At 72.8% G+C, this 24,553-nt stretch carries 22 protein-coding genes and 1 pseudogene; 8 read left to right on the plus strand and 15 right to left on the minus strand.

Translation table 11 applies throughout. The features are described from left to right. Positions 1–97 precede the first annotated feature (97 nt). Together AB0D67_RS05100 and AB0D67_RS05105 are read right to left on the minus strand one after the other, a co-directional pair. Positions 98–415, minus strand: coding sequence for a hypothetical protein (locus tag AB0D67_RS05100; RefSeq protein WP_362930064.1), 318 nt, complete (start codon positions 413–415; stop codon positions 98–100). A gap of 206 nt (positions 416–621) precedes the next feature. Beyond that, positions 622–1,728 carry an NADH:flavin oxidoreductase/NADH oxidase gene (locus AB0D67_RS05105; RefSeq protein ID WP_362930066.1) on the minus strand — a complete coding sequence of 369 codons (1,107 nt, stop codon included), beginning with the start codon at positions 1,726–1,728 and terminating at the stop codon, positions 622–624. Between the two features lie 164 nt (positions 1,729–1,892). Here AB0D67_RS05105 and AB0D67_RS05110 point away from each other — a divergent pair, with 164 nt between their 5' ends. Beyond that, positions 1,893–2,288: a helix-turn-helix transcriptional regulator gene (locus tag AB0D67_RS05110; RefSeq protein ID WP_362930068.1), complete on the plus strand. Its 396-nt coding sequence runs from the start codon at positions 1,893–1,895 to the stop codon at positions 2,286–2,288. Positions 2,289–2,459: 171 nt separating this feature from the next. Here the strand turns inward: AB0D67_RS05110 and AB0D67_RS05115 are convergent, their stop codons facing one another. The 5 genes from AB0D67_RS05115 to AB0D67_RS05135 all read right to left on the minus strand — a co-directional run bounded on the left by AB0D67_RS05115 (position 2,460) and on the right by AB0D67_RS05135 (position 9,832). Continuing rightward, entirely contained in the window at positions 2,460–3,431 is a 972-nt protein-coding gene (locus tag AB0D67_RS05115) for a D-alanyl-D-alanine carboxypeptidase family protein (RefSeq protein ID WP_362930070.1), read from the minus strand. A gap of 89 nt (positions 3,432–3,520) precedes the next feature. Continuing rightward, entirely contained in the window at positions 3,521–4,063 is a 543-nt protein-coding gene (locus tag AB0D67_RS05120; RefSeq protein ID WP_362930072.1) for a VTT domain-containing protein, read from the minus strand. A gap of 411 nt (positions 4,064–4,474) precedes the next feature. Next, positions 4,475–7,873 carry a BTAD domain-containing putative transcriptional regulator gene (locus tag AB0D67_RS05125; RefSeq protein ID WP_362930074.1) on the minus strand — a complete coding sequence of 1,133 codons (3,399 nt, stop codon included), beginning with the start codon at positions 7,871–7,873 and terminating at the stop codon, positions 4,475–4,477. 41 nt (positions 7,874–7,914) lie between these two features. Then, positions 7,915–8,976: a lysylphosphatidylglycerol synthase transmembrane domain-containing protein gene (locus AB0D67_RS05130; RefSeq protein WP_362930076.1), complete on the minus strand. Its 1,062-nt coding sequence runs from the start codon at positions 8,974–8,976 to the stop codon at positions 7,915–7,917. Between the two features lie 34 nt (positions 8,977–9,010). After that, entirely contained in the window at positions 9,011–9,832 is an 822-nt protein-coding gene (locus AB0D67_RS05135) for a PIG-L family deacetylase (RefSeq protein WP_362930078.1), read from the minus strand. Between the two features lie 85 nt (positions 9,833–9,917). Between AB0D67_RS05135 and AB0D67_RS05140 the strand changes: the two genes are divergently transcribed. After that, positions 9,918–11,027: a glycosyltransferase family 4 protein gene (locus AB0D67_RS05140; RefSeq protein ID WP_362930080.1), complete on the plus strand. Its 1,110-nt coding sequence runs from the start codon at positions 9,918–9,920 to the stop codon at positions 11,025–11,027. Between the two features lie 182 nt (positions 11,028–11,209). Here AB0D67_RS05140 and AB0D67_RS05145 read toward each other — a convergent pair whose 3' ends face one another. After that, positions 11,210–11,596, minus strand: a complete 387-nt coding sequence (locus AB0D67_RS05145; RefSeq protein ID WP_362930082.1) for a hypothetical protein — start codon at positions 11,594–11,596, stop codon at positions 11,210–11,212. A gap of 132 nt (positions 11,597–11,728) precedes the next feature. Here AB0D67_RS05145 and AB0D67_RS05150 point away from each other — a divergent pair, with 132 nt between their 5' ends. Both AB0D67_RS05150 and AB0D67_RS05155 read left to right on the plus strand, forming a co-directional pair. Beyond that, positions 11,729–13,099: an APC family permease gene (locus tag AB0D67_RS05150; protein ID WP_362930084.1), complete on the plus strand. Its 1,371-nt coding sequence runs from the start codon at positions 11,729–11,731 to the stop codon at positions 13,097–13,099. 451 nt (positions 13,100–13,550) lie between these two features. Continuing rightward, positions 13,551–13,922 carry an STAS domain-containing protein gene (locus tag AB0D67_RS05155; RefSeq protein ID WP_362930086.1) on the plus strand — a complete coding sequence of 124 codons (372 nt, stop codon included), beginning with the start codon at positions 13,551–13,553 and terminating at the stop codon, positions 13,920–13,922. 113 nt (positions 13,923–14,035) lie between these two features. Here the strand turns inward: AB0D67_RS05155 and AB0D67_RS05160 are convergent, their stop codons facing one another. The 3 genes from AB0D67_RS05160 to AB0D67_RS05170 form a co-directional block, all read right to left on the minus strand. After that, positions 14,036–14,287: a prevent-host-death protein gene (locus AB0D67_RS05160; RefSeq protein ID WP_362930088.1), complete on the minus strand. Its 252-nt coding sequence runs from the start codon at positions 14,285–14,287 to the stop codon at positions 14,036–14,038. 65 nt (positions 14,288–14,352) lie between these two features. Next, positions 14,353–15,099 carry a glycosyltransferase family 2 protein gene (locus AB0D67_RS05165; protein ID WP_362930090.1) on the minus strand — a complete coding sequence of 249 codons (747 nt, stop codon included), beginning with the start codon at positions 15,097–15,099 and terminating at the stop codon, positions 14,353–14,355. Positions 15,100–15,502: 403 nt separating this feature from the next. Further along, a complete protein-coding gene (locus AB0D67_RS05170; RefSeq protein ID WP_362930092.1) occupies positions 15,503–15,787 on the minus strand; it encodes a hypothetical protein in 285 nt (94 codons plus the stop codon). 228 nt (positions 15,788–16,015) lie between these two features. On the opposite strand from AB0D67_RS05170, the gene AB0D67_RS05175 reads away from it, so the two are divergent. Together AB0D67_RS05175 and AB0D67_RS05180 are read left to right on the plus strand one after the other, a co-directional pair. Continuing rightward, positions 16,016–17,458 carry a helix-turn-helix transcriptional regulator gene (locus AB0D67_RS05175; protein WP_362930094.1) on the plus strand — a complete coding sequence of 481 codons (1,443 nt, stop codon included), beginning with the start codon at positions 16,016–16,018 and terminating at the stop codon, positions 17,456–17,458. Continuing rightward, the gene (locus AB0D67_RS05180) at positions 17,458–18,453 is read left to right on the plus strand and encodes an aminoglycoside phosphotransferase family protein (RefSeq protein ID WP_362930096.1); all 996 of its coding nucleotides are present in this window, start codon (positions 17,458–17,460) and stop codon (positions 18,451–18,453) included. The genes AB0D67_RS05175 and AB0D67_RS05180 overlap by 1 nt, the downstream gene beginning before the upstream one ends. 207 nt (positions 18,454–18,660) lie before the next feature. Here the strand turns inward: AB0D67_RS05180 and AB0D67_RS05185 are convergent, their stop codons facing one another. The 4 genes from AB0D67_RS05185 to AB0D67_RS05200 all read right to left on the minus strand — a co-directional run bounded on the left by AB0D67_RS05185 (position 18,661) and on the right by AB0D67_RS05200 (position 23,078). Next, the gene (locus AB0D67_RS05185) at positions 18,661–20,421 is read right to left on the minus strand and encodes a 5'-nucleotidase C-terminal domain-containing protein (protein ID WP_362930098.1); all 1,761 of its coding nucleotides are present in this window, start codon (positions 20,419–20,421) and stop codon (positions 18,661–18,663) included. Positions 20,422–20,681: 260 nt separating this feature from the next. Beyond that, positions 20,682–21,629 (minus strand): histidine kinase, encoded by a 948-nt coding sequence (locus AB0D67_RS05190; RefSeq protein ID WP_362930100.1) that lies wholly within the window; start codon positions 21,627–21,629, stop codon positions 20,682–20,684. Between the two features lie 112 nt (positions 21,630–21,741). Continuing rightward, a complete protein-coding gene (locus AB0D67_RS05195) occupies positions 21,742–22,719 on the minus strand; it encodes an aldo/keto reductase (RefSeq protein ID WP_362930102.1) in 978 nt (325 codons plus the stop codon). Beyond that, a complete protein-coding gene (locus AB0D67_RS05200) occupies positions 22,716–23,078 on the minus strand; it encodes a MerR family transcriptional regulator (RefSeq protein WP_362930104.1) in 363 nt (120 codons plus the stop codon). The genes AB0D67_RS05195 and AB0D67_RS05200 overlap by 4 nt, the downstream gene beginning before the upstream one ends. A 510-nt stretch (positions 23,079–23,588) precedes the next feature. Between AB0D67_RS05200 and AB0D67_RS05205 the strand changes: the two are divergent. Together AB0D67_RS05205 and AB0D67_RS05210 are read left to right on the plus strand one after the other, a co-directional pair. Further along, positions 23,589–24,050, plus strand: a pseudogene (locus AB0D67_RS05205) (DUF998 domain-containing protein); the annotation flags it as partial. Positions 24,051–24,138: 88 nt separating this feature from the next. After that, complete coding sequence (locus AB0D67_RS05210; protein WP_362930106.1) at positions 24,139–24,471, plus strand: YnfA family protein; 333 nt, start codon at positions 24,139–24,141, stop codon at positions 24,469–24,471. The last annotated feature ends 82 nt before the right edge of the window (positions 24,472–24,553 follow it).

Raw genomic sequence — 24,553 nt, forward strand, 5'->3', positions numbered from 1 at the left:
AAGGACAGCCTGTTCCGGGCCCGCGGCGCCCCGCTCGTCCGGGGTTCGTCCGCAGGTGGTCCGGCGGGCCACCGTACGGACGAACCGGTCACCCCGGTCACCAGCCCCAGTCGTTCCAGCTGTTCCAGTTGCTCCAGTTGTTCCACCGTCCGCCGTTGTCCCAGCGGTCCCACCTGTCCCAGCGGTCCCAGTTGTTCCACCTGTGCCAGCGGTGCCAGCCGCGGTGGCAGCCGCGATGGCGGGGGCAGGGGCGGTACTGCAGGCCGGCGGTCTGCGTGGTGGCCGCGATGCTCTGCGAGGCAGCCTGCGGCGCCGCCACCGGTGTCACGGTCGCTCCCGCCGGCGTGGCGAACAGCGTGCCCGCGAGCAGCCCCGCCCCCGCGGCGACGGCAGGGGCGGTGATCTTCGTCCTCATGGTGACCCTCCGGGTGAAGGCGAGGACAGGATTCGTCCTCGGGGTTTCCCTAGGGGACAACACTGCCGGACAGGAATCGACCATGACACCGCAAAGAACCTACGGTTCGGCAAAAGTCACTGGATGTGCATAAATAATACATAAATAAGCGTAAGTGCCTATTTCTATATTAATCATCTTATGTCCGAAACATGGGGAAAGCTGGGTCAGACAGCCCGGTGGTACTGGTCCGGCCAGCGGGGCTCGGCTCCGAGTTCGTGGAGCTCGCGGGCGGCGAGGTTCGGCCAGTACGGCGTGCGCAGCAGCTCCCGGCCGAGCAGTACGGCGTCGGCCTGGCCGGAGGCGATGATCTCCTCCGCCTGCCGGGGCTCGGTGATCTCCCCGACGGCCGCCACGGCCAGGTCCGTCTCGGCCTTCACCCGCGCGGCGAACGGCACCTGGTAGCCGGGGCCGGTCTGGATGCGCGCCCCCGGGGCGTTGCCGCCGGTCGAGGTGTCCAGCAGGTCGACGCCGTGGGCGAGCAGCTCCTTGGCCAGCCGCACGGTGTCGCCGGCGGTCCAGCCCTCGCGGTCGTCCTCGGGGTTCTCGGTCAGCCAGTCGGTGGCCGAGATGCGGAAGAAGACGGGCAGCTCCTCCGGCCACACCGCGCGCACGGCGTCCACGACCTCCAGGGCGAACCGGGTGCGGCCCTCGAACGAGCCGCCGTAGGCGTCAGTGCGGCGGTTGGTGTACGGCGACAGGAACTGGTTGATCAGGTAGCCGTGCGCACCGTGCACCTCCGCCACCTGGAACCCGGCGGCCAGCGCCCGCCGGGCCGCCGCGGCGAAGTGCTCGACGAGCCGCCCGATCTCCTCGACGCTCGGCTCCGCCGGGACCGGGTGGCGGTCGGTGAAGGGCAGCGGGCTCGGCGCGACGGGCTGCCAGCCGTACCGGTCGGGGCCGAGGGGGCCGCCGCCGCGCCAGGTGACGTCGGTGGACGCCTTGCGGCCGGCGTGCGCGAGCTGGATGCCGGGAACGGCCCCGTGCTCCTTCAGGAAGCGGGTGATCCGGGCGAATCCCTCCACCTGGCGGTCGTTCCAGATGCCGAGGTCGAAGGGGGAGATGCGGCCCTCGGGCGTGACGGCCGTGGCCTCGGTGATGATCAGGCCGGCCCCGCCCACCGCACGGGCGGCCAGGTGTGAGAGGTGCCAGTCGTGCGGAACGCCCTGCTCCGGACCGTCGGCCTCCGCCGAGTACTGGCACATCGGCGCCATCCAGGCGCGGTTGGGGATCGTCAGGCCCCGCAGGGTGAGTGGTTCGAACAGCGCGCTCACGGCCTCGCTCCTTCGTCGTCGTACGGGTCGCCCGGTTCCGGGCACTCCGTGCCGGAAGCGGAGCTCGCCGTCCGGGCACCCTAGTACGATAACCCTCGTAGTACGAGAAATGTCAAACTATGATGGTTCTCGTACAATCGATGATCCCGAGGGAAGGAGTCGTCATGCGGGTCACGTCCGACAGGGCTCTCGACCACCCCCGCCGCGAGGACATCCGGCTTGAGGCCGTGCTGCACGCGCTGTCCGACCCGATGCGGCTGCGGGTGGTGGCCTTCCTGTCCGGGGTGGACGACGAGGGCGCCCCGTGTTCGGCGATCGACCTGGTGGTCAGCAAGTCGACCAGCACCCACCACTTCCGGGTGCTCCGCGAGGCCGGGGTGATCAGCCAGGTCTACCGCGGCACCGCGAAGATGAACGCGCTGCGCCGCCATGACCTCGACGAGCTCTTCCCCGGCCTGCTCGACGCCGTGCTGCACGCCAGCGACGCGCAGCGTCGCCGTGAGCCCGCGAGGGGCGCCGGTGTCTGGACTGAGGAGCGCAGCCGCGGAGCGGCGGAGTGACGAGGGAAGACATCGGGTCAAGAGCCCCGAGCCGCGACGCGCAGCGTCGCCATGAGCCCGCGAGGGGGCGCCGGTGTCTGGACTGAGGAGAGAGCGAGCGTAGCGAGTGAACGACGAGGGAAGGCACCGGTTATCAGCCCCCGAGCCGCGACGCGCAGCGTCGCAATGAGCTCAGAGGTCCCCGACGGTCCCGGAGTCCATGTCCGGTGACCCGGCGGCCTGTACGGCCGCCCAGTCCAGCAGGCGGCCGGCGCTGCTGAACCGGCGGTCCGAGCTCGGCTCGCCCAGGACGACGCCGATCAGCAGGTGCCCGTCGCGCTCGGCGGCGAACGACAGGCAGTACCCGGCGGCCCGGGTGTAACCGGTCTTGACGCCCAGTGCCCCGGGGGTCCTGCCGAGCAGCTTGTTGCTGTTGGTCCAGGTGTGCGCCCGGTGAAGCTTCGACGCCCGCACGACGTGACGCCTGGTGGAGGCGATGGTCCGCAGCACCGGGTCGTTCAGCGCGGTCTGTGCCAGCTTGGCCTGGTCGATGGCGGTGGAGTAGCCGCCGCCCGGCTTGGGGAGGCCGTCCGGGTTGGCGTAGCGGGTCAGTGACAGGCCGAGGGCACGCGCGGCGGCGTTCATCTTGGCCGTGAACCGGGTCGCTCCCGGCCCGTAGACGCGGGCCAGGGCGTGCGAGGCGTCCGCCCCGGAGGGGAGCATCACGCCGTAGAGCAGGTCCCTGACGGTCAGGCGCTCACCGGCCCGCAGTCCCGCCGAGGTCGCGTCGTTGGTCCGCGCGTGCCGCACGTCCGAGGCGTCGATCCTGACGACGGAGTCGAGGCTCGCCTGCCGCAGCACGACGTAGGCGGTCATGACCTTGGTCAGGCTGGCGACCGGCAGCCGCCTGCTCGCCTGCCTGTCGAAGTAGGCCGTCCCGGTGGCCGCGTCGAAGAGGTAGGCCGCCTTCCCGGTGACCGCCGGCGCGGCGCTACCGGCCCGCGCGGTGGCGGGCGCGGCGCCACCGGCCCGCATGGGCCCTGGCTGGGCGTGGGCGGGCGCGGGCCCCGGCTGGGCGTGGGCGGGCGCGGTCACGCCGGCACCGAGGACGGTCAGTGCGGCGAGGGCGGCGCAGGCGCCCAGGCGGATTCCCCCGATCTGCATGGGATCATGGTGACAGAACCGGCGGCCGGCATACGACCCTTGACCGTTTTTCGGGTGAGACGTCTTTCCGGTGACCGCCGTAAGGCCGGTCAGACGGCGGTCAGGGTGTCCTCGGGCCGCCGTTCGGCCTCGCGGCGACGGCGACGGCGGCGCCGCATGACGAGGACGGTGACGGCGGCGACCACCATGACCGCGGCCACGGCCGCCAGCGCGGGCGACCGCGCGGCCAGTCGCAGCCAGCCCCAGATCACCGAGTAGAGGCCGAAGGACGTCACCGGCACCCAGGTCAGGCAGCCGAGCGCGCTGGCCACGACGTACCAGGGGTAGGAGATCCGCAGCACCCCGGCCGTCCAGGGCAGCGTGTGCCGCAGTCCGGGGACCCAGAAGCAGCCGTAGACGGCGAGCGCCCCCCATTTCCGGACGGCGTCCTCCACCCTGCGGATGTTCTCCTGGCCGAGCCTGCGGCCCAGGCGGGAGGCGTAGAGCCGGGAGCCGAGACGGTGGCCCACCCAGTAGTAGACCTGGAACACCCCGAACAGCCCGATGCCGCCGAGGACGACCCACAGCCACAGCGGCAGGCCCCACAGCGCGGCGGAGGTGGGATCGGGGATGCCCGCCGCCGGAGATCGCACCGGTGAACACCCCCCTCACGCTCGCATCGTCGACACACGACGGATATGTCGGATATTAGGTCAGGCTTACCTGTTCGATACTACGGAACCCCTGCAAGCGGACGTCAAGCAGAGATCAACCGTACCCGCGTACACCTGATACGAGGAGAGGAAGGTGTGCGGTCATGGGTCCGCGGAGCGGTTGGGTCACGGTGCTGGCGAGCGGAACCGCGAACGTCGCGAAACTGCTCGTGGCGAGCCTCGCCTTCGCCGGAGCCTACGCGGGCACGACCCTGGAGCACGCCGGCTCCGCCCCGGGCGTGACGGCCCGCCACACCGGCCCCGCTCCGGGAACGACGGTCCGCCGCACCGGCTCCGTCCCGAGCGCGGCGGTCTTCACCGCGGACGAGCGGCCGGAGCCCCTCTGCCGGGTCAGCCGTCGAGCGACCGCTGCGCCGCCTCGATCCACCGGGTCACCCCGACCCGCCGCGCCACCGCGAGCGCCTTCTCGTAGTGCGGCCGCACCGCGTCGGTGAGCCCGAGCCGCAGCGCCAGGTCGCCGAGCGTCAGCGCCACCGGCCACAGCGCCACCACGCCGGTGCCCGCCCCGGCGATCCGCTCGGAGAACGGCTTGAGCGTGTCGTACGCCTCGGTCATCCGCTCCCGGTCGTCCAGCAGCATGCCCGCCAGCGCCCGCCAGATCATCGCCAGCTCGTAGAGGAAGTCGGGCCGCACCGGCGTCTTCACCGCGATGACCGCCCCGGCGTCGCGGGCGTGCCCGGCCGAGGCCAGCGCCACCGCGTAGGCGTCGGTCGTCCACTTGGCCCCGCGCTGGTGGGCCTCGGCCAGGGGCTCCACCATCTCGGCGGCCCGGCCGTTCACCAGCCGCAGGCAGAACGCGGTGATCAGCGGCAGGTCCTGGCGGCCCTCCAGCATCCCGGCCCGCGCGGTCAGCCGCGCGGCGTCGCGGTAGGCGCGCTCCGCGCCCGCGAAGTCACCGGCGATCATCAGGCGCTGCCCGGCGTACCAGGCGCCCACGGCGGCCGGGGCGGGCAGGCCGTACCGTCGGGCCAGCCGTTCGGCGGCGGCGACGTGCGCGTCGGCGTCGGCGAACGCGCCCGACGCGGCGGCGCACTCCATCAGCACCAGGTGCGCCAGGGCCTGGACCGAGACCTGCCCGCTCGCCTCGCCGACCTCCAGCAGCTCCCGGCCGATGACCTCGCGCTCGCCGACCGGGGTGATGCCGTAGGACTGGCGCAGCCGTCCGCTCAGCGCGGTCGCCAGCAGCGCCGGGTCACCGGTCCGCCGGGCCAGCTCCTCGGCCTCCAGCGACGCCTGCTCGCCGCGCGGCGTGGCCGACCCCTCCAGCTCCAGCGCGAGCGTGGCCAGCAGGCTCGCCCGCAGCGACTGCTCGGCGGCCGGCAGCTCCACCAGCGCCTGCTCGGCGACATCGACGATCTCCCACGCGGTGCGGGTGAAGTCGCGGGCCATGCCCTTGTGCGGTACGGCCAGCGAGGCCGCGACCCGAGCGGTGAGCTCCAGGTCGCCCAGCGGCCGGGCCGCGTCCATCGCCTCGCGCCGCCGCCTGCGGGCCGCCGCCATGTCCCCGCACAGGGCCAGCGCCTTGATGAGGTTCAGGGTGAGCAACAGCCGCTCGCGGGTGGTCTCGGGGGTGTGGGTCACGCCGGAACGGTCGAAGGCGGCCACGGCCCGCTCCCACAGCGTGGCGGCCTCGCGGTGGGCGAAGCGGCGCTCGGCCTGCGCGGCGGCGAGCCGGGCGTAGTGGACCGCCTTGCCCGCCGTCTCCGTGGTGCCCGCCGCGTCGTAGTGGTGTGCCAGGGCCGCCACGTCGCCGGGGTTCCTGCGTTCGATCACCGCGGCCACCGCGGCGTGCAGCCGGGAACGGCGCAGCCGGGAGGCGTCGGAGTAGACGGTGTCGCGGACCAGGTCGTGGTCGAACCGCAGCAGGCCCGGCCCCGGCTCGGTGACCAGCCCGGCCAGCAGCGCCGCCTCCACCGCGTCCACCACGGCGTCCTCGTCGCCCGCGACGTCCACCAGCACGTCCACGTCGACGTCACGGCCGATCACCGCGGCCTGCAGCAGGATCTGCTGGGCCGGGGCGGGAAGCCGGGAGATCCGCCGCCGCAGCACGTCGCGGACCCCGGACGGCACGCCGGAGAGCACCTCGGCGGCCGTCGCGCGGTCGCGCGTCGCCTCGGCGTCCAGCAGGCGTACGGTCTCCCGGACGAAGAAGGGGTTGCCGCCGGTCCGCTCGGCGATGGTGCCGACCGCGTCCTCGTCGACCTCCCGCACACAGGTCGCCCGGACCAGCTCGGCGACCGCGTCGGCGTCGAGGCCGTCCAGGCCCACCCGGACCGGTCCGAGCCGGGCCAGCGCGGCCAGCACTTCGGCCTGCCGGTCGCTCAGCTCGCTGTCGCGGCAGGTCACCACCAGCAGCACGCGGCTGGTGGACAGCAGGCTCGGCAGCGCGCGCAGCAGCGCCAGGGTCTGGTCGTCGGCCCAGTGCAGGTCTTCCAGCGTCAGCAGGATCGGCGCCGAGCGGGCGGCCGCGGCGATGTAACCGCCCACCGCCCGGTGCAACCGGAAACCCCCCGAAGCCTGGTCGTCGTCCGGCTCGGGGGCCGCGTCGTCCAGCAGCGGGGCGAGCAGCTGGGCGTACTCGCCGGGCCCGGCCGCGTCCACCAGGGTCCGCAGGATCTCCACCCAGGCCCAGCCCGGCGGGGTGGCGCTGCTGTCGGGGCAGGCGCCGGAGGCGGCGACCCAGCCGTCGGCGGTGAGCCGCGCGGCCAGCCGGCGGACCAGCGTGGTCTTGCCCGCGCCCGCGTCGCCGCCGACCAGCGAGACGGTGAAGCGGGCGGTCCTGGCGGCGGCCGCGGTCAACCGGCCCAGCTCGGCGTCCCGGCCGACGAACGGCTCGGTCTCCAGCGGCGGCGGCTCCACCGCGCCCGCCGTACCGCCCGCGCCCGCCGCGGGCCTGGGCGGCCAGGTGTCGGCCGGGACCGCGGCGCGCTGCCGGACGACCGGCACGGCCAGCTCCAGCCCCGGGTCCTGGGCGAGGATGTCGGACTCCAGCTTGCGCAGCGCCGGGCCGGGGTCGATGCCCAGCTCGTCGGCGAGGATCGCGCGGGCCCGGCGGAGCGCGGCGAGCGCGTCGCCCTGCCGCCCGCAGCGGTACAGGCCCAGGGCCAGCAGCCGCCAGCCCTCCTCGCGCAGCGGATGCCGCGCGGTCAGCGCCTCCAGGTCGGGCACCGACTCCGCGGGCATGCCCAGGCGCAGGCCGCTGTCGGCGTGCCGTTCCAGCGCCACCAGGCGCAGCTCGGCCAGCCGGTTGACCTCGGCCTCGGCCCACGGCTGGTCGGCGAAGTCGGAGTAGGGCGTGCCGCGCCACAGCGCCAGCGCCTTCGTGAGGCGCGCCCGGGCCGAGACGGGGTCGTCGCCCTCCAGCTGCTCCCCGGCGGTGCGGACCAGGGCCTCGAACCGCAGGGCGTCCACCTGGTCGGGTCCGGCCCGCAGGGCGTACCCCGAGGCGACGGTCACCAGCAGCCGGTTGGGGCCCCCGCGCGGACGGCCGGGCTCCAGGACCCGCCGCAGCCTGGAGACGTACACCTGGAGGTTGGCCTGGGCGCCGCGGGCCCCGTCGTCGTCCCACAGGTCGTACAGCAGCGAGTCGACCGGGACGACCTGCCCGCGCGCCACGAGCAGCCGGGCGAGGACGGCGCGCTGACGCAGCCCGCCGAGGTCGAGCTCGTCATCATCCGAATGCGCCTCGACCGGCCCGAGAACCCGGAACGCCACCATGTCAGGCGCCACGCTATGCGTGCCTTCGAATCGCGCACAAGGTCTTTCCCCATCTAACGGCGGGCCGGCTCCTCCGCGCGGGCCGGGGCGGCGTTCTCACGCCGGCGCAGAAGCGCCCACGCGCCGAGCGCCAGGCCGCCGAAGGGGATTTCGACAGTGTAGGTCCAGAACCCGAAGAGCAGCGCGGCGGCGGTCGCCGAGTCGACCGGGGCGCCGAAGAAGACCAGCGCGCCGACGGTGCCGGCCTCCATGATCCCGGCCCCGCTCGGGGTCACCAGGGCGGTGGTCAGCACCCTGGACAACGCGAACGCGGCGACCGACTGGGCCAGCCCGGTGTAGGCGCCGGTGGCGTGCAGGCAGCAGACCAGGATCAGCCACTGCAGCCCGAGGAAGAAGATCATGCCAAGCGTCAGCCCGGGCCAGCGGCGCCGGACGATCTCGGAGGTGTCGGCGCGCAGCTTCTCCAGCGCCTGGGAGGGCCCGTGCCGGTCGGGCCTGATCTTCGCGGGGAGCAGCCTGGCGAGGCCGTCGAGGAGGCGGCCGAGGAGGGCCGCGGCGCGGTCCCAGTAGAGGGCGGCGGTCACGACGGCGACCAGGGCCAGGATGGACAGCACGCCCGCCCAGGCCGCGCCGGTCACGGCGGGGTTGAGGTCCTGGCCGCTGAACAGCAGGGCCACGATGCCCACGGCGGGCAGGATGAACCGGAAGAGGGTGTTCCAGACGCCGCTGACCAGGGTGGAGACCACGACGGCCCGGAGCGGGAAACCCCAGCCCTTGGTCATCGCGACGGTCATCGCGACCCCGGCGGCGCCGCCGAACGGCAGGAGGTTGCTCACCGCGCTGCCCGCCGCGTTGAGCGTCAGCGCCTGCGGGTGCGTCAGGCCCGGCAGGGAGGCGGTCAGCACGAACGTGTAGGCCAGCAGGCTCGCCAGCCAGACGGCCGTCATCAGCGCGACCATCTGCCAGCTCAGCCCGGCGAACTGCGCGCCGATCCGCGACCAGGAGACGTGCTCGCCGGTCATCGCCTCCAGGATCTCCGGCAGGAAGCGCACCAGCGTGGCGGCCAGCGCCAGCGACACCGCCGACAACCCGATCTGGACCCACTTGTTCTTCATCGCACCCCCATGAACCAGTCTGCCGGTCCGGGGCTCATCCTTTCGACGGAACTTCGAAGGGATGCCTCAGCCTCGTGCCGGGCGGCAGGCCGCGCTGAACGTACCACTCGGTGCCGAAGACGAGGCGGTAGAGGGGTCCGGGAACCTTGAGCATCACGCCCAGCGTCCGGGTGTCGGCCCCGGTGGCCTGGGAGGCGTGGGCGGCCATGCTGGCCCGCTTCTGGCGGGCGAAGCGCCGCACGGCCACCCGGTGGGTGATCGCCTCGCCGGGGGAGTAGGCGCCCTCGAAGGCGCGGATGTCGAGCTGCGGGTAGAAGCGGCTGATCAGGCGGATGCCCTTGAGCAGCGGGTCGCGGTTGACCGTGGCCTCCAGCACGATCGGGGTGCCGGCGATCTCCGCGGCCCGGGCGCCTACCCGGTGCACCTGGACGTGGTCGGGGTGGCCGTAGCCCCCGGCCGGGTCGTAGGTCGTCAACAGGCCGGCGTCCTCCTCGGTGAGGATCGCCGCGAGCCGCCGGGCGGCCTCCTCGGTGTCGGCGTCGATGAACGCGTTGTCCGGGCGGTCGTCGGCGACCCCGCCGCCGGGCGCCAGCCCGGAGTCGCCGTACCCGAGGTTCACCACGCGGGCGCAGCCCAGCGCCGCCGCCGACCGGTACAGCTCGGCGACCCGGGCCGCGCCCAGCGCCTCGCCCGGCTCCAGGTCGGCCTGGCCGCGCTCGCCGGAGGTCGCCACCACGAGGACCACCCGGTGCCCCTCGGCCGCGAGCATGGCCATGGTCCCTGCGGTCAGCAGGGCCTCGTCATCGGGATGGGCATGGAAGAACACGGCTGTCCTGACGGTCTTGATCGCCCTCACTCCGTTCGCGCGGTCCGTCTCCCGCTCATGGGGCCTCCCCAGACGGGCACGCAGGCATGATCTCACGCGGGGATACGCTGGCACGGTGAGGATCCTCCACGTCAGCGATTGTTACCTGCCGCGCCTGGGCGGGATCGAGGTCCAGGTCGCCGATCTGATCCGGTCACAGCGCGAGGCGGGCCACGACGTCGAGGTGGCGACCGCCACGCCGGGCGAGCCCCTGCCGGGGGTGCACCGGATCGTCGCGGGGCTGCCCTTCGACCTGCCGGTCCACCCGTTCGGGGTCGGGCACCTGCTGCGGCTGATGAGGGCCCGGCGGCCCGACGTGGTCCACGTGCACACCGGCGCGGTCTCGCCGTTCGCCTGGATGGGCGTCCGCGCGGCCGTACGGCTCGGGCTGCCCGCCGTGGTTACCGTGCACAGCATGTGGGACCCGGTCACCCGCGCCGTCTACACCGGTCTGCGGCTGGCGTTCGAGTGGCACCGCTGGGGGCTGGTGGGCACCACGGTGAGCGAGGCGGCGGCCCGGCCGATCCGCGCGGTGGCCGGCCGGGGCGTCCCGGTGCACGTCGTCTCCAACGGCCTCGACGTCTCCGGCTGGCGCGCCGCCGGCCCGGCCCGGCGGACGCAGGACGGCGAGCCGGTGCACGTCGTCGCGGTGGGGCGGCTGGCGCCCCGCAAGCAGCCGGTCCGGCTGCTACGGCTGCTGAGGGAGGCCAGGGCGCAGGTCCCCCGGGACGTCCCGATGCGGGCCACGATCGTCGGGGACGGCCCGGCGCGCGCCCAGATGGAGCGTTACCTGCGGTCCAACGGCATGACCGGGTGGGTGTCGCTGCCCGGCCGCTACGACCGCGACCGGATCCGCGAGCTGCTCGCCACCGCGGACGTGTTCGTCGCCCCCGCGCCCCGCGAGTCGTTCGGGCTGGCGGCGCTGGAGGCCAGGGCGGCGGGCGTGCCGGTGGTCGCGCGGGCGCAGAGCGGGGTGGCCGACTTCGTGCGGCCCGGCAAGGAGGGGCTGCTGGGAAAGAGCTTCGACGGCCTGGTCGCGGCGGTGGCCGGGCTGGTGCGCGACCGCGGGCTGCGCGAGGCGATCGCGGCGCACAACCGCGCGACCGAGCCGGTCCGCAGCTCCTGGCCGGCCGTGCTGGAGGGCTTCGACCGCTGCTACGAGCAGGCGCGCGGAGCGCGGGGCTGAGCTATAAGGAGTCGTACGGGGCCGGCGGGTGATCCGTGCGCGGGCCGGTACGGCGGGTGGCGCGCGGCCGGTACGGCGGGGCGTGCGGCCGCACGGCCCGGCCCCTCGGGCAGGCCGGGCCGTGCGGTGGGGCGGGCGCCTCCCGGGGAGATCGGGGAGGGATCGGGGAGGCGCGGCGCGCGTCAGGAGCAGGCGGCGTTCATCTTGGTGCCGGCCGAGACGATCTTGCCGCTGAGGCCCTGCATCGCTCCGGCGGCGGCCCCCGGGTTGTTGGGGTCGACCTTCAGGCTTCCGAAGGATGCGGCCAGGTCGTTGAGCCCCGAGGCGAGGTCGCCGTCGGCCTTGGCGGCCATGGCCTTCATGTCCGAGGCGAACTTCTCGTTCACCGCGTTGAGCTTCTCCATGTCCACACCGACGCCCGCCACGTCGGTCTTGTAGTCGTTCATGAGCTTCAGCGCGTCGGCGCACATCGCCGCGTCGGCGCCCGCGCCGCAGGCGGCGGACAGGGAGAGGAGGACGGCTCCCGCGACGGTGGCGGCGATACGGCGGGAGGGGAGGAGGGAGAACATCTTTGCCTTTCATTGCCTTTTACGACAGGTGCACCCTAGAGGTGTCACTTGCCGGGCACTTGACAGATGCTTAAAAAAGGCGGCGGCCGTGACTCGGCGTGATCCTCGCCCCGCTTCGGGTAAGGGGACGGTATGGCTGAGGCGACCGTCGATCCCGAAACCGTCCAGCACTCGCTGAAGCGGGTCATCGGGCGCAAGGTGCTGTTGCTGTTCGTCATCGGGGACATCCTCGGCGCGGGGATCTACGCCCTGGTCGGGAAGGTGGCCGGCTACGTCGGCGGGGCGCTGTGGCTGCCCTTCCTCATCGCCTTCGTGCTCGCGGCCCTCACCGCCACGGCCTACGCCGAGCTGGTCGGCAAGTATCCCCGGGCGGCCGGCGCGGCGCTGTACGCCAACAAGGCGTTCGGCATCCCCTTCGTCACGTTCATGGTGGCGTTCACCGTACTGATGAGCGGGATCACCTCGGCGAGCGCGGCGGCCCGCGCCTTCGGCGGCAACTACCTGGGCGAGTTCGTCACGCTGCCGACGGTCATCGGCGCGCTGATCTTCCTCGGCCTGGTCACGCTGGTGAACTTCGCCGGCATCTCCGAGTCGGTCAGGGTCAACGTGGTCCTGACGATCATCGAGGCGTTCGGCCTGCTGGTCATCGTCGCGATCGGGATCTACGCCCTGGTCTCCGGTGAGGGCGAGCCCGCCCGGGCGGTGCAGTTCCACCCGGTCAACGGCGCGTTCCTCGGCGTCCTCGGCGGCACGGCCCTCGCCTTCTACGCGCTGCTCGGCTTCGAGGACTCGGTCAACCTCGCCGAGGAGTGCCGCGACCCGCAGCGGGACTTCCCCCGCGCCCTGTTCGGCGGCATCACCGTGGCCGCGCTGATCTACATGGCCGTCGCCTTCACCGCGACGATGCTGGTGGACACCAGGACCCTGACCGAGTCCACCGGGCCGCTGCTGGAGGTGGTCAAGGTCGCGGGCCTGGCGTTCCCGCCGAAGCTGTTCGCGCTCATCGCCCTGCTGGCCGTGGGAAACACCGCGCTGATCAACATGCTGATGGCCTCGCGCCTGGTGTACGGCATGGCCCGCGAGGGCATCGTGCCCGGGGTCTTCGCGGCCGTCCACCGCCGCAGGTCCACCCCGTGGGTGGCCATCCTGTTCACCGTGGGCGTCGCGGTGGCGCTGGTGATCACCGGTGACGTGAGCGGCCTGGCGGACACGACCGTGCTCCTGCTGCTGTGCGTGTTCGCGATCGTCAACGTGGCCGTGCTGGTCCTGCGCAGGGACCCGGTGGAGCACGAGCACTACCGGGCCCCGAAGTGGATGCCCGTCCTGGGCGCGGTGGTCTGCGTTGTGCTGGCGCTGCCCGTCACGGGCCGTGAAGGGGAGGTCTACCTTCGCGCGGGCGCGCTCCTGGCCGTGGGGGTGGTCCTGTGGTTCGCCAACCGGCTGTTCCTGCGGAGGAAGGACGGACGGCGCGGGAAGCCGTCAGAAGGGGAGCCTTCGGCCTGAGGGCGTGCGCAGGTCGAGGGGCACGGGCGGACGAGGCGGACGGGGCTTCTGGACGATTTGTACCCTTTTCATCTCCGACTCCCTTTAGGTGGAGTTTCGGAGAGACTACGTCAGCGCCTCGGGAATTTCGCATCTTTTGTCCGCATGTTGAGACGGCGCCGTCCACGATGACACCTTCCGCGCGGAGACGTCGCGGGTCCTTCCGTGAGACGACGGTCCGGATCCTGAATACTCCCGCCGACGTGGGGCACCTGTCACCCGAAGGGGATTGACGGGCGTCACGGAAGGGGGAACCCCGGCCGGACCCGCGGGCGCCGCACACCACCGGGCGCGTGCGAGGATCGGGTGGAGACGCCGGGCGCCGAGGGCGCCGGACGGCCGCACCACCAAGGCGGTCCGCTCCGTGTGAGAAGGTTGCATGGCTGAGAAGGGCCGCTGTAGAAGGTTGATCATGTTCGTGGGTAATGAGCCGGAGCCCAGTTTCACGGCGACGTCAGGACTGCATGGTTCGACGATCGTCGTGCAGGCCAGCGGCGAACTGGATCACTACCACACGCCGATCCTGCGGGCCGAGCTGAGCAAGGTCTGGGGCGCCGCGCCGTCGAAGACCGTCATCCTCGACCTGTCCGCCCTGACCTTCTGCGACTCCTCCGGCATCGGCGAGCTGCTCCAGGCGCGGCACAACGGCCAGGTCAGGGGCTTCCGGTTCATCCTCACCGGCATCCAGGGCAACCTGGCCCGGCGGCTCAACCTCGCCGGTCTCACCCAGGTCTTCGAGGTCTTCCCCTCCGTCACCGAGGCCCTGGAAGCCACCACCTGCTGAGGTGGGAAAAGACCCCGCAGACCACAGCGGGCCGTCTCCTCCGGTGCGCGGAGCCCGGTTCCGCCTCCTTGATCCGGAGATCACCTTCATACCGGGCACATGACCGATGCCCGTCAGCGAAAATCGATCCCCCGGGGAAGGTCACGGTCGCGCGGAAACTCGACGCCGTCGTCCCAGCCGGGCGCCGAGAGGAGAAACTCCCTGAAATCAGGGAGGTCGCCCCCGGGCCGCCGGCATCCGGCGATGCCCATGACGGCGGCGACCTCCTCACCATGCCGGTCGGCCACCTCGGCGCCTTCGGCGGCGGCGCGCCGTACGGCCTCGCCGAAACGCCGCTCCGCCTCCTGGGCCTGCCGTTCACGCATGAGGACCTCCTGTCCGGCCGGGTTGAGACGCACGTTAGCCGGACCTGAGGTCGGAGGAGGCCGTTTCAGATCGTCGCGGCCGCCCGTACGGGCGCCGATGACTCGGCCGTGCGGTGGGAGCGGCGCTCGCGCAGGATGGTGCGGAGCACCCGCCAGCCGTCCCGTACGGCGTTCAGGTTGCTGACGCCGTGGATGCGGCTGCGTTCGTGGCTGGGCACCTCACGGATCACCAGGCCGGCGCGGGCCGCGCGGATGTTCATCAGGGTCTCCACCTCGAAGCCGTCGCAGTCGAGGCCGAGGGCGTCGAGGTGGCGTGCCCAGAAGGCGTTGTAGCCGTAGCACAGGTCGGTGTATCGGGTGCCGTGCAGCCCGTTGGTGATCATGGTCAGCGCCCTGTTGCCCAGCGAGCGCATCGGGCTGAGATCGTCGGATCCGCCTCCGGGGGCGTAGCGGGAGCCCTTGGCGAAGTCGGCGCCCTCGACCAGCGCGGTCACGAAGGCGAGGATCTCACGGCCGTCGGTGGAGCCGTCGGCGTCGATCATGACGATGATGTCGCCCGTGGCGGCGGCGAACCCCTCGGCGAGGGCGTTGCCCTTGCCCCTGCGGGTCTGGACGACCACGCGCAGGGCGGGACGGAGGGACCGGGCCACGGCCACGGTGTCGTCGGTGGAGTTGCCGTCGACGAGGATCACCTCGTCGATCCACGAGGGAAGGGTCGCGAAGACGTGCGGGAGGTTGGCGGCTTCGTTGAGGGCGGGGACCACCACGCTGACGCTGACGCTGACGCTGACGGGGAAGGGGCGGCTGCTCATGCTTCCAAGGTCCGCCGGACCGCCTGCAACCTGCTTGAATCCTCCTTGCAACGCCCATGGCACGGCCACTGCACGGCCACTGCACGGTCACTGCACGGCCGCGGGACGGTCTCGCCGCGCGGCCTCGGGTGAGGCTCGGGCGTGACCTCCGTACGGCCTCGTACGGATGGCGTGTGCCGGTGGGGCGCTCGCTCCGGCGCGACGCGCCGGCCGGGCCGGAGGGGGGCTTCCTCCGGCGGGGCTGGAGGGGCTAGAAGGGCAGGAGCTTTCCCGAGGGGGTCCGCATGTCGAGCGGCGCCGGTGTGCGGGGCGGCCGCGGCCGCTGGATGATCTGGATCCTTCTCAACGGTCACTCCTGTCTCGGGGCTGAACACGTTTTACCCATGTGGCCGCCAAGAATCACCTATCGGCGTGCCACGTGCAGCACGCTGGCCACGCGCTCCGCGGCCGTGGCGACGTCCTCGGCGTGCCCGATGCGGCCGGCCCACGACAGCCAGAACCACCACTCGCCGTCCTCCTCGTGGGCGGCGAGGACGTCCTCGGACACCGTGGGGGCCATCGGGTTGGTCACGTGCAGGCGGGGCAGCGGCCCCGCGGGGGCGTCGAGGCACACCTTGAAGGAGTGGGCCTCCAGTTGGGCGGCGAGGCGCCGCAGATGATCAACGGCCTGGCCGTCTTCTGCCGTCATCCGGATCACTCCCGGCGGATGCTGGTGTCGTTCTTCCCAGCAGAGTGCGTTTTCCCGGCCCGACAGGCAATGTCCCATCTTGCTATCTCCCACCGAACTGGTGGAATAGGGAGGAAAATTCCCGGTGTTCCGTGCGGAAAGCACGATAACGGGAAAGCGACGCGCGGGAGCGCTCACGCTGTGGTGCGCCCCGTCCGTGATGGGTGAACAGCGACCGGGGAGGGCGCCGTGGCCCGAGGAGAGCACCCGCCCGCGTGCGCGCGGCGCTGGCGCGAGCAGGCGCAGGCGAGACGATGGACCCATTGGCAGACGGCGCAGGCCGTCCACGGCTGCTGCGGGGTGAGCCTGCTCAAGGCGCACCGGCTGGCCCGGGGATGGTCGGCCCGGCAGGCGGTCGAGGAACTGGAGGAGCTGTGCGAGCGCCACGACCTGGGTGAGGCGCGGGCCAGCATCGACCTTCTCAACGCGTGGGAGAACCACCGGGCCCGGCCGCGGCCGCAGACCATCGACCTGCTGGCGCGGCTGTACCGGGCCAACGCCGTACGGCTCGGCCTGGCCGGCGACTACTGCGAGGACGACGGCGGCGGGGCCAGGGTCGTGGTGGTCGCGGCGGGCGACGGCCGCACGCCGTACCAGACCCAGGAGGGGGCCGGCGGCGACGACGGCATGGAGCGCCGCGCGCTGTTCCACCACGCGCTGCTCGGCGAGCGCCTGCCGCTGAACGGGCGCCTGCTCGCCGAGGTCGAGCGGATCCGCCAGGACCTCGACCGCACGCTCGTCGCGGCCACCGTCTCCGAGGAGCAGCTCGACCGCCTCGACGAGCAGGTGCTGCGCTACCGGCGCGAATACGTCACCAGCGCCCCGCTGCCCATGCTCTACCGGCTGATGCTGGAACTGTCCGACGTGCGGACCCTCGTCGGGGCCCGGCAGCCCGCCATGGCCCAGCGGCGCCTGCTCAACGCCACCGTGATGCTCGCGCTGCTGGCGGCCGACGCGCTGATGAAGCTCGGCGACACCCGCCAGGCCCACACCTGGTACGGCACCGCCCGCACCGCCTCCGACGACACGGGCGACCTGCGCCTGCGCGCCCTGGTCCGGGCGCAGGAGGCCATGCTGCCCTACTACTACGGCGACCTCGCCGAGACCGTGCGGCTCGCCCGGGAGGCGCGGACGCTGGCCGGCAGCGCGCCCAGCTCTCCCGCGGCCCTCGGCGCGGCGGCCGAGGCCCGCGCGCTCGCCAGGCTGGGCGAGCACCGGGCCGCCCGGGTCGCGCTCGCCGAAGCGGAGCGGATCTTCGCCAGGATGCCCCCCGAGGGCCACGACCACCTGGCCTTCCGCTTCTCCGAACGGCGGATGCAGTTCTACCGGATCGGCACCCTGATCGAGCTGGGCGAGGAGGTCGACTGGACGCCCGGTCCCTCCGGCGCCTACGCCATCGACCCGGTGCTCATCCTGCTCGACCGGGCCGCGCACCTCGTCCGCGGCGGTGAGGTCGAGGAGGCGTGCCTGCTGGCGGAGAAGGCGCTCCTCCAGGTGCCGGCGGAGCACCGCACCTCCATCGTCCTCGACCGGGCACGGGCGGTGCTGGCGGGGATGCCGCAGACCCGGCACCGTACGACGCCGGCGCGCCGGCTGGCCGACCTGCTCGACGACGCGGCGCGGGCCGTCTGATGGGCGGCTCAGGCGGCTCAGGCGGCCCGGGTGGTTCAGGTGGCCCGGGTGGTTCAGGCGGTCCGGGCGGCTCGCTGGCGCGGGACGCGTTCGCGGTCCTGCGCGACGTCTGTGAGGGCCTGGGGATCGACCACCGGGGCGCCGAGTTGCTGCGGGTGCGCAGCAACGCCGTCTTCAACCTGCGCGGGGAGATCGTGGTGCGGATCGCCACCGCGTCCGACGCGCGGGCCCGTCTGCCGGTGGTCCTGGCGGTGGCCCGGTGGCTGGCCCAGCAGGGCTTCCCCGCGGTACGGCCGGCCGACACGATCTGCGAGCAGCCGGTGGTCCACGAGGGCGGGGTGGTCACCTTCTGGCACTACGTCCCGGCGGCGGCCGAGCGCCCCACCACCACCGAGCTGGGCCAGATCCTGCGCACCCTGCACCTGCTGCCGGTGCCGCCGGTGGCGGTGAAACGGTTCGCCAACCCGCTGGCCGGGATCCGCGCCGAGGTGGAGCGCTCCGCCGTGCTCACCCCCGGTCAGCGGACCTGGCTGCGCGACCGCATCGCCGAGCTGACCGAGCGGTGGTCGGGCCTGGAGGTGAAGGGCGCCCCGGTGCTGCTGCACGGCGACGCCTGGATCGACAACCTCCTGCGCGGCACCGACGGGCACGTCGTGCTCTGCGACTGGGACGGCGTCGCGGTCGGGCCGTGCGAGTGGGACCTGGTCCACACCTACCACGGCCAGCGCCGCTTCGGCCTCACCGCCGCCGACGTGGACGCCTTCGCCCTCGCCTACGGCAGGGACCTGCGGTCGTGGCCGGGCTACGCCACCCTGATGGAGGTCCGCGACATGTACGCCGTGGGCATCCACATCCGCAACGCCGGCGCCGACCCCTTCTCCCGCCGGGAACTGCCCCGCAGGCTCGACTCGCTGGCCCGCGGCGAGCGGTTCACCCGGTGGTACATGGCGGAACCCGTCACCGTCCTGCCCCGGCGGAGCGCCTCCCGGGGCTGAGCCGGGCCGGGCGCCCCGCCGGGTGCGGAGATCCTCGATGAGGGGCCTAGGTGCTGTTTTGTGGATCTTTTCGCCTACTGCGGTCGTCCAGGCGGCCCCTCGCCGCGTTGTCGTCGTCACCCATAGCTCCGCTATGGGCTTCCTCCTCCGCCTTGCGAGGGACCACCTGGACGATCCTCGCCACGGCGAAGATCCACAAAACAGCACCTAGAACAGCGGCTTGCCGTCGCGGGTCAGCCTCCAGTTGGCCTCGGCGAAGTCGGCGGAGTCGATGACCTTGGTCTCCGTGGCGTAGTCGATCAGTGCCTGGCGGATCTCCACCTGGGCGTTGTAGACCACCGGCGCGGTCGAGACGTGCGGGAAGCCGCCGCCGCCCGACTGGCGGTAGTTGTTGATCGCGACGACGAACCGCTGGTCGGCCGCGACGGGCTGCCCGTTGTAGGACAGCCCGGTGATCCGCTGGCCGACCGGCTTGGCGATGTCCACCTCGTAGCCGACGCCGGAGAGCTGGTCGTAGTTGTAGTCGGGGGTGTTGCCGGCGTTGGTCAGCTTGGCCAGGTCGACCGGGGCGTCCGGGGCGAGCTGCGCGAAGTACTTCGCCGAGTACTCCAGGTAGTCCTTGAGCTGGGCGCCCGTGAGCCTCACGGCCATCAGCGTGTTGTCGTAGATGTACAGGCCCGCCATGTCACGGATGCTCACCGGTCCCGCGGGGAACGTCGCGGTCCGGCTGAACGGCGCGGCGATCGACAGCACCGGCAGGTTCGCGTCCGCCGTTCCGGCGACGGCCTTCTTCACCGTCTCGGTCTGGACCTTCTGGATGTAGTCCAGGATCGGGGTGTCCTTGTAGGGGGACTCGGCGGCCAGCAGCTCGTCCTTGGAGGTGGCCACCTCCTTGTTGACGTACCCGACCGTGGTGTCGTGCTGCTTCTTCATGAGCGCGACGATCTTCGGGTCCTCGGCGACGGTGTTGGTGTTCAGCGTGGTGGAGGACTTGCCGGTGACCGTCCACCGGCCCTTCTGCTTGGTCAGCGTGAAGTCCAGCACGCTGAGCCGCTGGCCCCACTTGGCCGGCTCGGTCAGCAGGACCTGCCTGCCGGTGGCCTTGTTGGTGACGAACCGCTGCGGCACCTCGTTGTGGGCGTGCCCGAACAGCACGGCGTCCACGCCCGGGACCTCCTCGCCGACCAGGGCGGCGGCGTTCTCGACCGGCAGGTCGCCGCCGTAGGAGGACATGCCGCTGTCGCCCGCGTGCGCGGTGACCACGACCACGTCCGCGCCGAGGCCGCGGATGACCGGCACCCACTTCTTGGCGGTCTTGACCAGGTCGTCGAAGCGCAGCCTGCCCTCGACGTTGCCCTTGTCCCAGATCGCGACGCCGGGGTTGGTCAGGCCGAGCACACCGACGCGGACCGGCTTCTCGCCCCTGACCTTCATCGTCTTGATGACGAACGGCTGGTAGGCGGGCTTGCCGGTGGTGGCGTCAACGGCGTTGGCGCCGAGCACCGGGGCCTTCATCTGCTTGATCCACGTGGCCAGCAGCGGCAGGCCGTAGTTGAACTCGTGGTTGCCCAGGGTCACCGCGTCGTAGCCGATGGCGTTCATCGCACGGGCCATGGGGTGGAGCTCGCCGGTCTGGGTGATCGGCTCGACCTTGGCGTAGTAGTAGGCCAGCGGCGTGCCCTGGATGGTGTCGCCGGAGTCGAACAGCAGGGTGTGGTCGGCGCCGCGCTCGGCGCGGATCTTACCGACCATCGTCGAGACCTTGGCGAGGCCGACGTCGTTGCCCTTGCCGTCGTCGAACTCGGCGTTCTTGAAGTAGTCCCAGTTGAGGGTGTTCCCGTGCAGGTCGGAGGTGCCCATCACGGTCACCGTCACCGACTTGCCGGCCGAGGCGTGTGCGACCGACGGGGGGATGGCCAGGGCGGTCAGCCCGGCCACGCCGAGGACGGCGAGCTTCTTACTGTGCATGTCACGGGACAGTAACCATCCCAGGTTGCCGGAGGGTCACGGGGGCCTTACGGACAGGGTGAATGTAGGCGTTTCTATCGTCTAGGTGATCTTTGTCCCTTTCGTGGGCCCGTGGGCCCGTGCGTTCCGCCGGGACGAACCGGCCGGACCGGTGAGAGCGGGCCGCCCTGTTCCGTGACCCTGTCCGGCCCGGCCGCGGAGGGGCCGGTGGTCCTGCCCGGCCTGACGGCCTGACCGGGGAGGCCGGGTGAGAGGCCGTCCTATCCCGTGACCCTGTCCGGCCTGGCCGCGTGGGCGGCCAGCGGGAAGGCCGCCCGCACGCCGTACCCTCCGCCGGGCTCAGGGCCGGCGGAGAGGCTGCCGTGGAAGAGCGCGACCCGCTCCCGCACACCGGCCAGCCCGGATCCGGATCCGCCCGCCGTTCCGGTGCGGCCGTCACACGGGCCGTGGTCGGTGATCTCCAGGACCAGCTCCCGGGGCCGGTGGGCGATCCGAACCCTGACGGCGGTGGGACCCGTGCGCCGCAGGGTGTTGTCCAGCGCCGCCTGCACGATCCGGTACGCCGACAGGTCCAGGCCCAGGGGCAGCGGGCTCGGCTCGCCTTCGACGCTCAGCCGTATGTCGAGGCCCGCCGCGCGCATCCGCTCGATCAGCTCGTCCAGGCGGGCGAGGGTCGGCTGCGGCGCCAGCCCGTCGTCCTCGGCGCCGGTGCGCAGCAGCCCCAGCGTACGGCGCAGCTCCTCCACCGCGGCCCGGCCGGTCTCCTCCACCACGTGCAGCGCCTCGCGCTCGGTGACCTGATCGGGCCGGAGCGACAGACGCGCGGCGCCCGCCTGCATGACCATCGCGCTGACGTTGTGCGCGATGACGTCGTGCAGCTCCCGGGCGATCCGTGCCCGCTCCTCACCCGCCGTCCACTCGCCGGCCGCCCGCTCGCCCGCCGTCAGGCCGCCGGTCGCCCGCGCGTTCGCCGTACGGCCGTTCGTCACGCGGCCGTTCGTCACGCGGCCGTTCGCGGTGCGTTTCGCGCGTACCGGTTCGCGGGCGAGCGTCTCGCCGCGCTCCCGCGCGCGGCGGCCGATCCGCAGGTGCCGCCGTACGGCGAGGCCCGCGACGGTGAGGCCCGCACCGGCGGCGGCGCAGACCGCCGTCGCCAGCGTCAGCGCGAGCAGTCGGCCGGCCGCGGTGGGGGGAAGGCGGAGGCTCATGGGGCGAGGGTAGGGCGGGCGCCGGACGCGCGGCATCCGCCGTGAGACTGATAGGAGTCACGACTCTCGCACCGCCCGGAGGATGCGGGCCCGGTGCTCCGGCCCGGTGCGGTCAGCGCTCGATCAGCGACATGTTCACGTATCGCTCGCCCCGGGCGCCGCCCGGCACCGCCGCCTCCAGCGCGGCGAGCTGGTCCGGGTTCAGCGTGACGCCGGCCGCCGCCGCGTTCTCCTCCAGGTAGCGCAGCCGCTTGGTGCCCGGGATCGGGATCACGTCCTCACCCCGGGTGAGCAGCCAGGCCAGGGCGAGCTGGGCCGGGGTGCAGCCCGCCTCCTCGGCGATCCCGCGCACCTTCGCCACGAGCTCCTCGTTGCGGGCCCCGTTCTCCCCGGTGAACCGGGGGTGGCGCTTGCGGAAGTCGTCGTCGGGAAGCTCCCCGGCGGGCGGCAGGGTGCCGCCCAGCAGGCCCCGGCTGATGGGGGAGTAGGCCACCAGCGCGATGCCCAGCTCCCGCGCGGCCGGCAGGATCTCCGCCTCGATGTCACGGGTGAACAGGGAGTACTCGCTCTGCAGGGCGGCGATCGGATGCGTGGCGTGCGCCCGGCGCAGCGTCTCCGCGCCCACCTCCGACAGGCCGAGATGACCGACCTTGCCCTCGGTGACCAGTTCGGCCATCGCCCCCACGGTCTCCTCGATGGGCACATCGGGATCGCGGCGGTGCAGGTAGTACAGGTCGATGTGGTCCACGCCCAGCCGCTTCAGGGAGGCCTCGGCGGCCTTCCTGACGTAGGCGGGGCTTCCGTCGACGCCGTGGGCGTTGACGTCGTCGCTCCTGACGATGCCGAACTTGGTGGCCAGCACCACCTCGTCCCTGCGGCTGGCGATCGCCCGGCCCACCAGCTCCTCGTTGTGCCCCCTGCCGTACATGTCGGCGGTGTCCAGGAAGTTCACCCCCAGGTCGAGGGCGCGGTGGACGACCGCGATCGACTCGGCCTCGTCGGCCGCGCCGTAGAACTCCGACATCCCCATGCAGCCCAGTCCGACGGCCGAGACCTCGGGGCCGTTCCGGCCGAGACGGCGCCTGTTCATCGTGCCTCCATTGCGGTGTACAGGTCGATCTTGTAGTCGAGGGACCCCAGGTCCTCGGTGAGCCGCGCGATCCGCGTCCTGACCCGTTCCCGGTGGGCCTCCAGCATCCGCCGCCGCTCGGCGGCGGTCCCCGGGCCCCGGCGGGACAGGTCGGCGTAGCGGCACATGTCCGCGATCGGCATACCGGTCGAGCGCAGCCTGGTCAGGAATTCGAGCCAGGCCAGGTCGGTCTCCGTGTAGGCACGGTGCCCGCTCGGGTCGCGCTCCACCTCGTGGATGAGCCCGATCCGCTCGTAGTACCGCAGCGTGTGCGCGCTGAGCCCCGAGCGGCGCGAGGCCTCCTGGATGGTGATCCCCATATGTCTCACCCTGCCCCTTAGAGCGCGCTCGAAGTCAAGCGGGTCCCCCGGGACGCCCGGTCTGGAGAGGTCCGGCGGGCGGGACACGGGTACCCGGTCCCGGAGGCGTTCCGGCGCCGGTCATGGCGGCGCCCCGGCGCCGGGGCCGAAGGTCTTCGGCGACGGGTGCCGGTCCCGGAGGCGTCCCGGCGGCGGGCGCCGGTTCCGGTAGGCGTCCCGTGAGGGGGCTTTTCGCTCCGGAGGCGTCCCGGGGGACCGACCCTGAGGGGGGAAGCCCTACCCCCGGCGGTTTCCGCGCAGCTCAGGGACGTCGCATGCGGGGCGTCCCCGAAGGGCGGGCCCCACCCCGGGCCGGTGCGCATCGGGGACGGCTCAGGGGCGCCTGGGGATCATCTCCAATACTCCGAGCCCCTGGTCGGACGCCATTTTTGAGTCATGGCGAGTCAGGCTTTCTCCGGAACAGGGATGATCCGCGGCGGTTACGCGGCGATCGGCGCGGGAGCGGCGTCGATGGTGGGGCTGCACGTGGCCACGGGGCTGGATCCGGTGCACACGCTGATCAGCGAGTACGCGTTCGCCCCCGACGGGTGGCTGCTGCCCGTGTCCCTCGCGTTCTTCGCCGCCGGCGCCGCGGCCTTCGGGATCGCGCTGGCCCGGCGCACCGCGGACCGCGGGGCCGCGGTGCTGGTCGGAGCCTGGGGCCTGTGCATGCTGCTGATCGGCGTCTTCCCCACGGACGCGCCCGGCCTGCCGCTGTCGATGTCCGGGGGCATCCACCGCTACGCGGCGTTCGCGGCCTTCCTCGCCATGCCGGTGGCGGGCCTGATCCTCTCCAGACGGCACGCCGCGGGCCCCTACGCCCGGCCGGTGCGGCTGCTGAGCCTGGCGTCCCTCAGCGTGCTGGTGCTGGTGGTCCTGCCGTACGTGGTGCGGATGGTCGGGATCCCCCTGGCGGGCGACGACATCCCCGGAGGGGTGACCCAGCGGCTGGTCGTGGTCTTCGAGGTGGCGGTGCTGGCCCTGGTCGGGCTGTTGATCGCCGCCGGGTACCGTCGTACCCATGGCCGTCCTCCGCTCCCTGCTGCTGTTCGCCCTCGCCGCGGTCGCCGAGATCGGAGGCGCGTGGCTGGTCTGGCAGGGCGTGCGCGAGGGACGCGGGCCGCTCTGGATCGCGGGCGGTGTCCTCGCGCTCGGCGCGTACGGCTTCGCGGCGGCGTTCCAGCCCGCGCAGGACTTCGGCCGGATCCTCGCCGCCTACGGCGGGGTGTTCGTCGCGGGCTCGCTGGTCTGGGGAATGGTCATGGACGGGTTCCGGCCTGACCGCTGGGACGTGGCGGGCGCGCTGATCTGCCTGGCCGGGATGGCCGTGATCATGTACGCGCCGCGCGGCTGACCGGCGGGCCCGGACGACGGGCCCGCCCGGGTCCGGACGGCGGGTCCGGACGGCGGGTCCGGACGGCGGGTCCGGACGGCGG

This window comes from Streptosporangium sp. NPDC048047 (assembly GCF_040653115.1).
GTDB lineage: Bacteria > Actinomycetota > Actinomycetes > Streptosporangiales > Streptosporangiaceae > Streptosporangium.